This is a genomic window from Acidimicrobiales bacterium (genome assembly GCA_035533095.1).
GTDB lineage: Bacteria > Actinomycetota > Acidimicrobiia > Acidimicrobiales > Palsa-688 > DATLUM01.
Genome location: DATLUM010000100.1, coordinates 16395 through 30815, shown reverse-complemented (window position 1 = coordinate 30815; position 14421 = coordinate 16395). Strand labels below are relative to the sequence as shown.

Below are 14421 nucleotides of genomic sequence, written 5' to 3'. Positions count from 1 at the left end.
GTGCTTCCGCCGAGCGGGTGGTGGAGACGATCGGATTCGAACCGACGACCCCCTGCTTGCAAAGCAGGTTCGGCACTTATCCACAGCCTACGGCGCAGTGGAAATTATGCCCTTGAACAGGACTTTTAGGTGCTGAGCCGTCCCGGCCAGTTACGCCGTTTGACGACTGATTCGCGCACGATCGCGCACGAATCGCGCACGCACGACCCTGTTTCTGGCCCCCAGCTTGGGGTCGCTTCCGGGGGCCAGCCGGCGCCCAATTCCGAGCGGCCGGAAAGACGTTCTGAGCGATGCTTCGGCGCCCGGACCTCCCGCTCCGGTTAACGCATCACCGTCGTCATGGCGCGGGTCGGGCAGTCGTCGGATCCACCCCGCTTGTGGCTGGCCCATTGTGATACGCCGACAGCGTCCCAGGCTTGTCAGCGGCGAGGTGAGTGGTCCCGCTCTGAGTATAAGACGAGTCCCTAGCGAGCGATCATTCATGAGACGATTGTCGCTTCATCTGGTTGTCTGACTGACGTCAGTAGGTCTGGGGCGTCTCGTGTTACCTTTGGAGAGATCTGAGAGCGAGTAAGTGCCGGAATGAATCGAAGGCCCCTACCCCGAGGTGCTGTTACCGCGGTTGCGACTCTACTTACTCTGGTCGCTTGCTCATGTTCTTCCTCGTCGACAAAGCTGTCAGTCCTAGACCGAGTCACCTTTCCTGCTCCTTCAGCTAATCCCAGGCTTCTTTCCGTCCGCGTCGGAACAAACATCGGAGTCGAAGCCATTCCGGGATCGCGTGACCAACCCCGCTCGTCTGATCCCTCTGTCGTGAAGGTGATCCCTTGGCCGCCCAATCAGAAGGCCCAAAATGGTTGGGTTGCCTTTCGCGCGCTGCGTCCAGGAAGAGCGACAATTGGACAGGAGTATCCTTGCTCGGCCGGCGGGTGCGCAGCGGCCCTCGCCCGAATCATCGTAGTAATCAAGCAGTAGGCGGAAATAGTTACTACTACTACTAGTAGTTACTACTGCCCAGACGCAGACACTACAGATATGTTCATGAACCAGCCGGTACACATACCACCGGGGACCTGACAATTTTCGCTGACAACGACCTCGGTGTTCCCAGGCCCAGCGCCCTGGAGAACGAAGTTACGGTCCCCATTCGCATCCGCAGCGTTACTGACAAGGGTCACTATTCCGTCATGTGAAAAGGCGGGATCTTTCCAGCCGGTCGCGCTCGCAGATGCCGGAACGGGAAGGCTTACCCGAACCATCTGCCCAGGTTCTACGGTGATCGTTCTACCGCTATCTCCAGGTCCCACCGCGATTGCCGGTGGCCCTGTTGGTACCGGAGGGGTCGTTGTAGTCGTCGTCGGAGTGGTCGTGGAAGTAGGCAGCGTAGTAGTCGTTGAAGTCGTCGGCAGCGTGCTCGTGGACTCCGACGTGGCAGGTACGGAAGTGGCGACAACCGACGATGTCGGAGAATCGCCGACCACCAACTGAGCGTGGCTTCCCTGCGTACTGAAAGCAGACACGAATATTAGGTAAGCCGCGACCGCAAGGGCACACAGCACCCCCGCGATACTTGCGATCATTAGCCTCGCCCTCGGTGTTGGCCGTAGCGGAACTCCTCGGTCAGTCACTAGGATCCCCTCCTAGCCGATCTCCCCACATTTAGTTGGGGATAAGGCTCGCTGTCCCATAGTCGTATGCAGTCTGGTCGTTCGCCACAAAGGCATAGGCAGCATCACCACCAGTATTGAATATGCCCACAATGGTGCGCTGAGCTGGATAGGACCCAGCGGCTCCTTCGAAGGCGGCGTCGCCGTAGTTGAATACTCCGCCGTCCTGGCCGCCTATCCAATATCCTGCACTATCGGATGTGGGAAACATTCCAGAGATCGGAGCATTGGGGTGAATCCCCGAGCCGGGAAGCGAACCATAGTAGACCGCGCTCCCAAAGTTGAAGACTCCGCCATCCGTACCAACCATCCAATATCCGGCCGAGTTGAGTGTTCGATCGATACCGACGATTGCACCGTTCGGAGTAATACCCTCGCCCGGCAAAGATCCATAATACCCAGCATCTCCAAAATTGAAGAGGCCACCGTCGGCGCCTACAAGCCAGTATCCGCGGCCGTCGATCGACGAAGCTATGCCGACGATGGGCTTGTTTAGAGGCTGGCCAGCTTTTGATCCGTAGAAGGCCGCGTCCCCAAAGTTAAACACGCCGCCATCAGCCCCCACGAGCCAGTAGCCATTTCCGTCAGGAGTTCCAGCCATCCCAACAATCGGTGCGTTCAGGTGGGTGCCTCGAAGGGTGCCTTCGAAGGGTGCACCGTCATAGTAGAAAATGCTGCCATCACTCCCTACGTTCCAATATCCCCCGTGCGAGGAGCTCACAGCCCAACCAACGATGCGCGACGCCATACCACCTTGGGTGCTGGCTCCTTGACAAGCTTGGGAAGCGTTATCCCATATTTCTTGCACCAAGGATCCACCTATCGTTGGCCCTGCAACGAGGTTACAGACATTGTTCGCGGGCCCATCACCTACCTCGCAGGAGCCACCGCACGCGCCTGTCCAGCCTGTGCCGAGATAAGGGTCCGTCGCCGCCTCCGCATATTCGTGTGACGAGACTAAGGTGATCGCTTGGGTAGCGTTAGCTCCACCACAGTTTTCCGGAGTGGAAGAGTAATCGGCAATGTCAGAAAAGATGTAGCCGCTCTGGTCTGAGTGCCTACCACAAAGCCCTCCGTTGTTTAGGAAACTACTTCCTTGGCCTGGGGGATTGAAGACGATGTACTGAACGTCCTGACCAGGGGCCCACCCAAATGCCTGCGCCCAATAAGTGACCTCGTTGTAAAGCGCGCTAGCCGAAACATCGTGTGGCAGCTTCGAACCATCGATCACGGTTCCTCCGACCGATGGGTTTCCATATACCTGATACTGACCAAGTATTCCCTGCCAGGCCGACCCGTGAACGGCGCCATAGAGGTTGGTGACTGCAGCTACGTCTCCATTGTCATTAGACCAATAGGATCCCCAAAATATTAGGTATACAGTCGCCCGATGTTGGACTTGAGTGGCGATATTGCCATTGATACACAGACCCTGAGGGCACGTAGTCGCACCGGCGGCTGGTGGATTTAAGGCGGCAAGACCTTGAACGAGGGTGGATAGGCCTAGGCATGCGAGAACACCCAAGACCGCCCCACGTCTCATATGATGACCGTAAGCTTGGTCGTTTCGAATGTCAAGGATTTAGCTCTTGATCGGTGACTCTAGAAGGAGATATCTGTTTATTGGAGCCATGTGAATTCACACCTTTTGTGTCATTTGGCTAGGACAGGCTTTCGGGTTCACGCCCGATCACATCGTGGGCCGGCGATGGTCGCGTTGGCATCCAATGAGGCACCAGACGGCTCCTGGACCGGGCCGCCAGGTAAGTGCCATTACCCAGTCGGTCATAGCAAGGGCCCGTCGATGGTGATGGTGGGAGCCGAGTTGTGGTTCGGGAACGGGTTCGCCTGGGGTCGGGCCTGGCGGCGGATGGTCTGGTGGTAGCTGTGTTGTTGGGCTTGTCGCAGGCCCTCGATGATCGCCTCCCGAGGGTCGTCCGGGGGCCGGCGTGGTGGCTGGTCGAGTTCTTCTCTGACGGTTTCGGTGGCCGATTTCTCGGCGCTGGTGCGCCGTAGGGCGGCGGCGAGGATCTCGTTGGGGACGGGCGGGTTTCGGCGGGTGTGTTCGTCGCCGGGGGGTTCAGTGATGACGCAGGCGAGGTTGTGGTGGCGGCCTCTGGTCATGCCGACGTAGAGGTGCTCCGCGCTGGTGGCCCGGTCGATGACGAGCACGCCTTGGTCGACGGTGATTCCTTGCCCTTGGTGGACGGTGACGGCATAGGCGAGGGCGACGTGGTCCTGGACGTAGTTGCCCGGGAGGGTGACCTTGCCGCGCCCTTCTAGAGAGGAAAGCTGCAAAGACCCCTCCCGGGTTCTGTTGGTGATTTGCCAGCGGTCACCGTTTCGGACCCACGCCCCAGTTGTCGTGACCAGGCGGCGGTCGTTTCTGGTGGTGACGATCTCATCGCCGACCCCGACGGTGTGGTTGCCGACGTTGATCCCTTCGGGTTCGACCTCTCCGGCGGCGACGCGTTGGGCTCTGGCTCGCATGGCGAGCTGGTCGACGCTGTCATGATCGGCGGCCATCACTACGACCGACCGGCCCCGGTCGCGAGCGTCCCGCCACGCCTGGTGTGCGGCATCGACCGCTTGGTCACGGTCACCGGAGCGGACCCGGTCACGCTGGGTGTACTCGCCGATGACAGCGGTATCGCCGGCCCGCAGCCGCCGGGTTGCTTGGGCTTCCCAGGGGTCACTGAAGCGGCGCACCCCTGTCAGCTCGGCTGTCTTGGCATCGGTGGCGAGCAGGCGGAACAGGCCGCCGGCTTCGACCGAGCCGAGCTGGTAGTGGTCTCCAACCAGGACGATCTTGGCGTCGGAGGCATCCGCGAGCAGCACGAGGCGGGCGAGGTCTCGGGTGGAGACCATCGACGCCTCATCGCACACGACGACCTCACCCGCCTGCAACCTGGTGCGCCCGCTGCCGACGTCCGAGAGGAACTTGGCCAGAGTGTCGGAGGCGATCCCGGCCTGCTCTTTGAGCACCCCCGCGGCGACCGCGGAGGGGGCCACGCCCCGGACCGCGACACCGGTCTGCTCCCAGGCTCGGCGGGCAACATCGAGGGTGCGCGACTTGCCTGACCCGGCCGGCCCGACGAGCACGGCGACCCGTTCCCCGCCGGCGCAGACCCGCCGCACCGCATCCGCTTGGTCATCGCCCAGGCTGGTTCGGGACAGCGCCCGGTAGGTGGGTGCGACCGCGACACCGGCGGTGCGTCCGGCCTCTACGACATCGAGGACGGCCTGTTCGGTTTGCAGGGTCCACCAGGTGCTGTAACGGGTCCCGCCGTGGCGGGCATCAGGGCGGTCCGGGCAAGTCAACCGCACCACGTCAGGGTGGGCCAACAGCCGCTCCGCGGCCGCCTCGACCACCTCGCGGACCTCCTCCGCACTGCCGGCCTTGTGCACCGGGAGTATGACGGACAAAACCTCGACGGCCTGGGCTCGCCCCCACGTCGAATGGGACCGCTCGAGGTGGTCGATCGCCTCCACCAACACGAGTTCCATCGAGGGTCGCAGGCCGAGGCGGGACAGGGCGGCCTCGCGTCCGGTGACCGTACGCCGACCGAAACCCTGTCCCAACCAACCCTCCGGGGCGTGCCCGGCGGCGGTCGCTTCGGTCCGCCAACGCTCCCGCAACTGAGCCGTCGTCTCCCCACCGTCTCTGCGCTTGGCGGCCCTGGATTGGTACGCGGCCAACTGGAACACCGCCGCTCGTTCGTCGCCGGTCAGTGACCTTCCCAGGGTCGCTTCTTTCTCCCCGGCCAGGCGGCCCGCGGCCGCTTCGACCTGGGCCCGGCGCTTCGAGAACTCCCGGATCAGATCCTCGGGGACACCGGTGATCTCGGCGCCGCCGTTGTCGTCGATCTCGCCCCAGGCGACCCCAAGACGCGTCGTGAGCTCGGCTCGAAGAGCGGCTTTGTACAGCATCCCGGCAGCCTTCTGCACCTCGTAAAGCTCACGCCCGTCGACCGAAAGCCACCGCCCATCCGAGACCGCTTGAACCTTGTTCGCGACCAGGACATGACTGTGCAACTGCGGGTCCCCGGCACGAGACGTGCGGTGCACGAACACCGCCCCGACATAGCCGGCGGTGGCCTCTTGGGTTGCCCCGCCGTGCCCGCGCCGGCAGAACGCAGCGTGATCCTGGAGGAACTCCAACGCCGAATCCACCGCCGCGTCGTGCGCCTCGCGGACCTGCGATGACACCTCCGAAGCCGCCAGGGCCCACAGCACAGACACCGATTTCGGCGGTGAGAACGACAGCGCGTACCCGGCGACGGTGTTCTTGTCGATACCGAAAGGGCGGCCCAACGCGGCCCCCGTGAGAGGGTGCAAGCCCTGGCCGAACAACCGGGACAGCCCCTCGCCATCGACCTCGCCTGACAGGCCCATCGCCATCGTGCCCCGGCCGATCCAACGGCCTGTCTCCTCGCCGTGGCCGACGAAATAGTCCTCCACACCCGCGGCGATCTCCTTGGCGTAATACGCCCAGCCGTCGGGGGCGATCTTCGCCAAGCCCATCATCGGGCGCTCACCATCACCGGCGAGGCCCAGCCCGGGCACCCCCGGTGCAGAGGTGTCTGCCGTCGGCTGAAAGGCAGATGGGATGAAGAGGAGAAGCGCGGTGTGGTCGATGGGCAAGTGATAGAGGAAGTGATGCAGGTGCCTGACATTGAAAGCGTTCGGTGGGTGAGTCGGGTGTTGGCCATCACCCGCTCGTGTGCGCCGTCGGACATCGGCTACAGCTCCGGGACGCCGGGATCGGCCCGGTGCGCCTCCGCGTAACCGAAAGCCTTCTGGCCGGCCAACGTCGCCTCGTACAGCCGGCGGGCGTCGTGAGGAGCCATGCCGGCAGCCACGCCGATCTCCGCCCAGGAGGCGCCGACCTTGCGGGCGGTCTCCATCGCAAGCCAACGGTGCCGGCGCATCCGGTCCTCCAACTCGCGCCGCGCGGCCAACGCCAGCAGCGCCTGGTCCTTGGTGAATGGATGGCCCAAGAACACAGCCATCTCGACGTCGACCACCGCCTCGAGCACATCGGTAGCCGCCCACCGGTACAACGGCTCGCCGTTCACGCCGCGTCCCCAGGAGAGACAGCCATCCGCTCGATCGCCTGGGGACGCGGCACCCTCAACAGCCGGCCAAGTCGTTGCACCGGCAGCCCGCTCTGGCCACGCGTGTAGCGCCAGCGCTGGGTGAGCAAATACGCCGAGGTGCGACTGATCCGCAACACCTCCGCCGCCTCCTCGACAGTCAGAAACTCCGGCAGATCCTCAAGCGCCATCTACACCTCCACCCCCATGGGCATCGAGACGTCACATACCGACCGCCTGTGTTCGTAAAGGGCCATCTGGAGCACAGCTGTCCATCGGGCGAGCGATCACAGTGAGAAGACCTCCCTCACCTAGATCCAGACGAGTGTCATTTCCGGGCCGGATCACCCAGGTCGGGACGCGCCGACGTTCCCCCACCGACACACGCGCCGGCTACGATCAGCACTAGCGGCCGATCCCGGCCCGGCTCGAGGCTCTGCCCGGCCGGCGGACGCCCAAAGAGCCTCCTCCAACGCGGTGTCGCCACACGCCCTGGAGGTGCTCACATGCCCGCCCGCCGCCACTTCGGCTCAGTACGCCGACTCCCCTCCGGCCGCTACCAAGCCAGCTACTGGCACCTCGCGGACCGCCACCTCGCCGACCAGACGTTCGCTACCAAGGGGGAGGCGTATGCCTGGCTGAGCACCGTGGAAGCCAACATCCTCAAGGGTGGCTGGATCGCGCCATCGGCGGGCAAAGAGACCGTCGGCGTTTACGCAACAGCGTGGCTAGAGCATCGCCCGAACCTTCGACCTCGCACGCGCGAGCTCTACTCGTACCTACTGGATCATCATGTGGTGCCGACGTTTCGTGATGTGAACCTGGCTGACATGACCGTCGCCCGGATCCGTGCGTGGCACGACGAGCTGGATCACGAGCACAACGCCATCGCCCCGAAGGCCTACCGGCTGCTCAAGACGATCTTCGGCTCGGCAGTCGAAGACCGCAGGATTCTCGCCAACCCGTGTCAGATCAAGGGCGCAGCTGCTGAACACGCGGCAGAGCGACCTGTCGCTACCATCGCCGAGGTCGAGGCTCTTGCCGACGCCGTTACCCCTCAGTACCGGACGATGGTGCTGCTGGCCGCTTGGTGCTCGCTGAGATTTGGGGAGCTGGCGGCGCTGACGCGTCGGCGGATCGACCCGATCCATGGCGTTGTCGAGGTGAACGAGACGCTCACCGAGACAGCTAACGGCCTGCGCCAACTCGGACCCCCGAAGACGAAGGCTGGCCAGCGGACAGTGACAGTCCCGCCGCACGTTCTCCCTGAGGTGACGGAGCACCTCGCCAAGTACGTCGGTCCGGGTTCGGACGCGCTCGTCTTCCCTGCACCGGATGGAAAGGGGTACCTCCGCCGAAGCAACTTCACCAGACGGGTCTGGAAGCCGGCTACGAAGGCGGTGGGTATCGCACTTCATTTCCACGACCTCCGGCACTCCGGTCTGACCTGGACGGCTGCCACCGGCGCCACGCTGGCAGAACTCATGCGCCGGGCCGGTCATGCCAGTCCGCGAGCTGCCCTCATCTACCAGCACGCCACGGAGGATCGTGACAGGGTTCTCGCCGCAGCGCTCTCGGAGCTCCACATGCAGGCGGAGGTCATCCATATCGACGAGCGCAGGTCCGGCACTGGCAGGTAACCTGGTAGTGCTCGCTGCAGTAGCGGCGGGAAGTGCACCCGGCGTGCTCTCCGGACGGTGAGTAGCCGGGTGTTGCGCGTCAGGGCCGAAGATCACGGACAGTAAGGATCCCGGCGATGCGTGCCTGCCATTCCGCGCCGGCGCCGACCGCCCAGCACACCGCGTCCGCGGCCCACAACAAGGGCTCCGCCGGCGCGCTGTGATGGTCGTAAACCGGGTGTAGATGTCTGTCGACGCCAGCGAGCGCCTGAGCGCTGGCCGCACGATCGCGTAACCGTTGTGATTCGTCCTGGTCGTCGAGTACCCAAGAAGTGACGCCAGAACCCACCGCGAGGCCGCACGCCGCTTGCAAGAGCAGCCGGCGCGCCGATACGCGGCCGACTCCCGCGGGCCGCCGGTAGCGCAGGACGGCTGCGGAAAGTCCGTCGATCCGTGCGACAGTGCCCAGGACCGCCCGGCGTCGCCGCGGCGACTCCTTGGCCGTATGAACCCGACGCTGGCCTGGGAGCAAGAGTCTCCGTAACACCTTGCGGGCACCTTCGACCTCCCCCGGATCGAGGATCACCACGGCGAGCAGCATGACGCCCGACCGCTCGCTTTCGTCGGTGAACGCCCACACGGAATCCAACCATAAGGGCCACCGCGACGAGCCCTGAGCGTTTTCGTTCGCGCACGAATCGCGCACGCCAGGAGAGCACCGACATTTATCCACAGCCCCCTAGGCAGGGGAAACCCCAGCTAGAGCTAAATGTTTTCGGAGTGGAGACGATCGGATTCGAACCGACGACCCCCTGCTTGCAAAGCAGGTGCTCTAGCCAACTGAGCTACGTCCCCGAGGACCGGGTAACCAGCGTAGGCGAGCCGGCGCTGCGACAGGACTCGGCCGGGGGGCGTCGAACCAAAGCGTCGTGTCGTTGCGCCGTACTGCCGCGCTGGCGATGGTCGTGATACCCCTGCTAGGTGGAGGGTGCGGGCGCGGCTCCACGTCGCTGCCGCCCAGCGGCGCGCATTCGGTGGCAGCCGAAGACTTGCCAACGGTCACCGCGAACGACTTCTGCACCAACCTGGCCGACCTCAACTCCACCGCGCAGGCGGTGGGCCTCGACAAGACCCTCGGAGCCGTCCGGACGGATCTCGCCCGGTCGGCTGCCAAGGCGGCTGCGCTGCTGCGAGAAGGAGCTCCGCAAGGGCCAGGCGTTCGTCAGTTGGTTGTGCGCCTGGCCGCCGACCTCAAGACCATGGCGACGTGGGCGAGCACCGGGGCGACCCAGGACGAGCTCGACGCGGACAGGGTCCCGTCGTCGGTCAGGAAGTCCCTCGACGACATGGGTTACGTCTTCCGACAGCTGCAACAGTGGTCAGACGCCAACTGCAAGGACCAGCAGCAGGGCGACGGTCACTAACCTCCGCCCGAGGGACAGCGCCAGGCTCGGCCTATGATCCGCAACGAGGCCGCGGCATCGACGCGGAAGGGAGGAACCGGATGAACCACCGTGACGAGTTGCTTAAGGAGCGCGCCGCGCACGAGCGGCTGCTGTTCTGAGCTGCGCGGTCCGATGGGCGCGCTCGACGGGCTTCGCGTCGTGGAAGCGGGACTCCTGGTGCAGGGTCCGCAGGCCGCCGCGATGCTGCACGACTGGGGTGCCGAGGTGATCAAGGTCGAGCTGCCCGGTTTCGGAGACCAGAGTCGCTGGCTGCCAGTGGCACAAGGAGACACGCGCTCGGCGTACTTCACCGCCTGCAACCGCGGGAAGCGCAGCGTAACGCTCGACATGCGATCCCCCGCGGGTAGGGACGCCTTCCTCCGGATTGCAGACACGGCCGATGTGGTCATCACCAACTTCAAGCCGGGAACGATGGAGGCCTGGGGGCTCGGCTACGAGGACGTGTCCGCCAGGAATCCCAGCGTGGTCTACGCCACGGGGTCGTCCTTTGGCCCTGTAGGACCCGACGCCACGCGGGAAGGAGCGGATCTCAGCGGTCAGGCAGCCGGCGGGATCATCAGCACGATCGGGCGCGCCGACGGCGACCCCTCGCCGATCGGGGCCACTATCGCCGACCACATCGCGTGCCAGAACATGGTTGGGGGCATACTCGCCGCGCTTCTCGCCCGCACCCGTACCGGCAGGGGTCAGCGGGTCGACGTCTCGCTCCTCGGTGGGCAGATATGGGCGCAGGCGAGCGAGTACACGGCCTTCCTGATGACCGGGTCTGTTGCCGGGCCGTCCAACGGCGGCCATCCCCTGATACCGGGGCTCTACGGCATCTTCAAGACGGCGGACGGCTGGATCGCGGTAGTCGGGATCGTCGGGTCCGTCCGAGAGGAGTTCTACCGGTTGGTCGGCCGGCCGGACCTGGCCGAGCAGTTCCCTCAGCCGCTCTACTCCGAGCAGGACAAGGCGAGGCTGTTCCCTCTCCTCGACGAAGCTTTCTGCGAGCGGACGACCTCAGAGTGGTGCCAACGCCTCGCTGCCGCGGGTATGCGTCACGCACCGGTGCGCGATCACTCGCAGGTGGTGGCCGACCCCGGCGTGTGGGAGAACGGCTATCTCGTGAGAGCGGAAGGCAGCCAGGGCGAGTCGATCGTTCCAGGGTCGCCGGTTCGCTTCAGCGAGACACCAGCGCGGGCGGTTGCCGAGACGCCCGAGCTCGGCCAGCACACCGAGGAAGTGCTCCTCGAGGTCGGCTACACCTGGGAGCAGATCAGCGAGCTCTCCGACGCCGGCGTGACCTGATCGCGGTCGGATGTCTCCATCAGCCGTCACTTCGCAATTGCCCGGGTTCGTCTGATCCGTAGGCTATCGGAGGCTGCGTCAACGGATCAGGTCAGAAGGTGACGTCCGTGCCCGCGGCGAATAGCGCTCGCATGATCAGGGGCGGTATCCCAAGGGTGGCTCGGTTCATGCGAATCGCGAGGTCGGCTGCAACCGGCCTTGTCCTCATCGGGCTCCCGAGTGCGGTCATGGCCGCTCCGGCGGCCGGCGCGGCCACCTCTGTGACGCCGGGAACCGTGAAGCCCGGCGACACTACCGCCGGCAACACCACGGACTACACGCTTACGTTCCACACGTCGGCTACGGGCGGTCTCTCACTCGGGTCCACCATCACATTCTCGGCCCCGGCGGGGACGGTGTTTCCGAGTTGCAGCGTGTCCTGCGGCAACTACACAGTGAGCGCGAGCAGTGGCCCCGTGGTAGTAACCAGCGCGACGCCGAGCGGATCCTCCGTCAAGGTCACCCTTGGCGTCTCAACCGTGGGCGCTGGAGCGTCGGTCACGGCGCAGATCGCCGGGGTCAAGAACCCGACCGCGACTTCCACGGGCAATTCCGTTCTCGAGAGCACCTCGGCTGACACCTCTGCCGTGCCGACCACCAACGTCTACTCGATCACCCCGGCGGCCGTGGCCAGTGTCTCGGTGGTATCAGGAGCCAACCAGACAGCGCAGGTAGGGACCACCTTCCACGACCCTCTCGTGGTGATCCTCCGCGACGGGTACGGCAATGCCGAAGGCGCGGGCATCGATGTGGTGTTCTCGGCCCCGACCTGCTCCGGCGGAAGCTCGTGTGCCACGGCGACGTTCAGCGGCGGCAGTAGTTCCGAGACGGTCCCGACTGGGTCGGACGGCATCGCCGCAGGTGATCCGCCGACGGCCAATGCCACCGCGGGCGGGTACGACGTCACGGCGTCGGTGACGACGTCCAATATCACGTACAGCGCGACATTCCCACTACTGAATACGTCCAATACGGTCCAACCGGGCACCGTGACCCTCGATCCTTCTTCGGTCGAGGGCGCGCAGAATGTCATCTACTCAGTTCCGTTCACCACGTCGTCGACGGGCGCACTGGTGTCGGGCCAGACCATCACCTTGGACATGCCAACCGGGACCATCCTTCCGACCGGGGCGTCCAGCTACAGTGTCGGGTCCGGTGCCACGTCGGTCTCGCCCTCGGCCGTGGACCTGCCGGCACCTTCAGAGGCTGTGCTGACACTCGGGTCCGCGGTCCCCGCATCGACTCTCGTCACGGTGACTGTCCAGGGAGTGACCAATCCGACGGTCGTCTCCAGCTCATATTCGATCTACGAGTCGACGAGCGAGGACGGGGTGGCGGCGAGCCCCGCCTACCCAATCGTCGTGGGCGCAGTGGCGCTACTCACGGTCGTCTCGGGCACTCCCCAGACAGCGGCGATCAACCAGACCTTCCCGCAGACCCTCGACATCCGGCTAACAGACCAGGGCGGCAACGCCATCCCCAACGCCTCGGTCACGTTCACAGCGCCTGCGAGCGGCGCATCGGCCACCTTCTCATCGGGCCAGACGTCTGATACCGAGACGACCGGTACTGACGGAACAGCTGCATCCGTGCCTCTCACCGCCAACTCGACACCCGGGAGCTATCTCGTGTCCGCCTCGGTCTCCGGCGTCTCGACAAGCTTCCACCTGCAGAACGTGGTCTCCCTGACCGGTGGCGCGGTCGTCCCGTCCACCTCGCTGGCGGGAGCGACGGCGAGCTATTCGATTTCGTTCTCGACCAGTTCGAACGGGGCCTGCCAGCCGACCTGCTCGGTCAACCTCGCCGGCCCTTCAGGCACCGGCTTCCCGACGGGGACAGGGGCCTACGCGATCAGCGTCACGAACGGGCACAAAGCAACCGTGAACACCGTATCCGTTTCCCCGTCCGGCAACTCGGTGACGATCGGGCTCGCAGGATCGACGATCGCGGGTGTCGACACGGTCACGGTCAACACAACCGGCGTCACCAATCCCACACTGGCGAACGGCAGCTACACATTCGCCGAGTCGACGAGCGTGGATACGGCTCCGGTATCGAGCAATACCTTCGCCATCACGCCAGGCCCGGCCGTGGCTATGCAGGCGGTGCTGGGCGACGGCCAGAGCGCCCTTGTCTACAACCCCTTCGCGAGCCCGCTCATCGCGCAGGTCACTGATGCGTACGGCAACGGGGTCGCCGGAATCCCCGTGACCTTCGCGGCGCCCGACACTATGGGTGGGGCAGCCTTCTCGGGATGCAGCGGGGCCGGCTCCACCCAGACCCAGTGCGTCTCCACCACCGACTCGTCCGGTTACGCGGTCGCATCCGAGTTGGTTGCGGGCTCGACCGGCGGCGGGTTCCAAATCTCGGTGTCCGCAACCGGACTCCCCGGAACAGTGTTCGACGTGGAGGTCGTGCAGAGCGGCTACTGGCTGGTCGCCTCCGACGGCGGGCTATTCACCCACGGCGGCGCGCCCTATGAAGGTTCCGAAGGCGGGGCACACCTGAACAAGCCGATTGTCGGCATGTCGGACGCGGCTAACGGCGGCTACTACATGGTCGCCTCGGACGGCGGCGTGTTCACCTTCGGCGGCGCCCCCTTCTACGGGTCGACGGGTAGCATGCGACTCAACGCCCCGGTGGTTGGAATGGCCGTCGATCCCGTGACCGGTGGCTACTGGCTGGTCGCCTCCGACGGCGGCATTTTCAACTTCGGGGCTCCGTTCTGGGGCTCCGAAGGCGGCACCCACCTCAACAAGCCAATCGTGGGGATGGCGGCCACACCCCAAGGTGGCTACTACCTCGTTGCTTCCGACGGCGGCATCTTCAACTTCGGCCCAGGCGCAACGTTCTACGGGTCCGAAGGAGGAACGCAACTCAACCAGCCTGTCGTCGGTATGGCTGAGACTCCCGAGGGTGGCTACTACATGGTCGCTCGGGACGGGGGCATATTCAACTTCGGACCCGGAGCGATCTTTCAGGGTTCCGCGGCGGGGGAGACATTCGCTCCCATAGTCGGAATGGCGGTAGACCCCGCAACTGGCGGCTACTGGTTGACCGCGTCGAATGGCAGCGTCTTCAACTTCGGGGACGCGCCCTTCTACGGCGACGAAGGCAATCACCCGCTGAACCAGCCCGTCGTCGCGATAGCGACCTCCGCAGGCGCATAGCTGCGCCAACATTTCCAGCAATTCGGGTCCCTAGTGGTCCGTCGCTGATATAGCTGAGGTGTCTAGGCTGTCAG

Annotated in this window: 9 protein-coding genes and 2 tRNA genes; 4 read left to right on the top strand and 7 right to left on the bottom strand. The window is 64.7% G+C overall.

Annotated features, from left to right (window positions below; translation table 11 throughout):
* Positions 1 to 18: 18 nt before the first annotated feature.
* From VNF71_12630 to VNF71_12610, 5 genes are all read right to left on the bottom strand, one after another.
* A tRNA-Ser gene (locus VNF71_12630) sits at positions 19 to 91 on the bottom strand.
* A gap of 1568 nt (positions 92 to 1659) precedes the next feature.
* On the bottom strand, positions 1660 to 2475 hold the full coding sequence (locus tag VNF71_12625; GenBank protein HVA75396.1) for a hypothetical protein: 816 nt from the start codon (positions 2473 to 2475) through the stop codon (positions 1660 to 1662).
* A 977-nt stretch (positions 2476 to 3452) separates the two neighbouring features.
* Positions 3453 to 6311 (bottom strand): MobF family relaxase, encoded by a 2859-nt coding sequence (gene mobF, locus VNF71_12620; GenBank protein HVA75395.1) that lies wholly within the window; start codon positions 6309 to 6311, stop codon positions 3453 to 3455.
* A 98-nt stretch (positions 6312 to 6409) separates the two neighbouring features.
* Positions 6410 to 6745, bottom strand: coding sequence for a hypothetical protein (locus VNF71_12615; protein HVA75394.1), 336 nt, complete (start codon positions 6743 to 6745; stop codon positions 6410 to 6412).
* Positions 6742 to 6954, bottom strand: a complete 213-nt coding sequence (locus VNF71_12610) for a helix-turn-helix domain-containing protein (GenBank protein ID HVA75393.1) — start codon at positions 6952 to 6954, stop codon at positions 6742 to 6744. Before VNF71_12610 ends, VNF71_12615 begins: the two co-directional genes overlap by 4 nt.
* A gap of 315 nt (positions 6955 to 7269) precedes the next feature.
* On the opposite strand from VNF71_12610, the gene VNF71_12605 reads away from it, so the two are divergent.
* The gene (locus VNF71_12605) at positions 7270 to 8403 is read left to right on the top strand and encodes a site-specific integrase (GenBank protein HVA75392.1); all 1134 of its coding nucleotides are present in this window, start codon (positions 7270 to 7272) and stop codon (positions 8401 to 8403) included.
* Between the two features lie 79 nt (positions 8404 to 8482).
* Here VNF71_12605 and VNF71_12600 read toward each other — a convergent pair whose 3' ends face one another.
* Positions 8483 to 9022 (bottom strand): hypothetical protein, encoded by a 540-nt coding sequence (locus tag VNF71_12600; protein ID HVA75391.1) that lies wholly within the window; start codon positions 9020 to 9022, stop codon positions 8483 to 8485.
* Positions 9023 to 9163: 141 nt separating this feature from the next.
* Positions 9164 to 9237, bottom strand: a tRNA-Ala gene (locus VNF71_12595).
* Between the two features lie 74 nt (positions 9238 to 9311).
* Between VNF71_12595 and VNF71_12590 the strand changes: the two genes are divergently transcribed.
* From VNF71_12590 to VNF71_12580, 3 genes are all read left to right on the top strand, one after another.
* Positions 9312 to 9806, top strand: a complete 495-nt coding sequence (locus VNF71_12590) for a hypothetical protein (GenBank protein HVA75390.1) — start codon at positions 9312 to 9314, stop codon at positions 9804 to 9806.
* Positions 9807 to 9959: 153 nt separating this feature from the next.
* The gene (locus VNF71_12585) at positions 9960 to 11138 is read left to right on the top strand and encodes a CaiB/BaiF CoA-transferase family protein (protein HVA75389.1); all 1179 of its coding nucleotides are present in this window, start codon (positions 9960 to 9962) and stop codon (positions 11136 to 11138) included.
* A 167-nt stretch (positions 11139 to 11305) separates the two neighbouring features.
* Positions 11306 to 14347 (top strand): hypothetical protein, encoded by a 3042-nt coding sequence (locus VNF71_12580; protein ID HVA75388.1) that lies wholly within the window; start codon positions 11306 to 11308, stop codon positions 14345 to 14347.
* The last annotated feature ends 74 nt before the right edge of the window (positions 14348 to 14421 follow it).

Coding starts and splice junctions, on each gene's coding strand:
- VNF71_12585 (HVA75389.1), top strand. CDS start 9,960: ATGGGCGCGCTCGACGGGCTTCGCGTCGTGGAAGCGGGACTCCTGGTG.
- VNF71_12610 (HVA75393.1), bottom strand. CDS start 6,954: ATGGCGCTTGAGGATCTGCCGGAGTTTCTGACTGTCGAGGAGGCGGCG.
- VNF71_12580 (HVA75388.1), top strand. CDS start 11,306: ATGCGAATCGCGAGGTCGGCTGCAACCGGCCTTGTCCTCATCGGGCTC.
- VNF71_12605 (HVA75392.1), top strand. CDS start 7,270: ATGCCCGCCCGCCGCCACTTCGGCTCAGTACGCCGACTCCCCTCCGGC.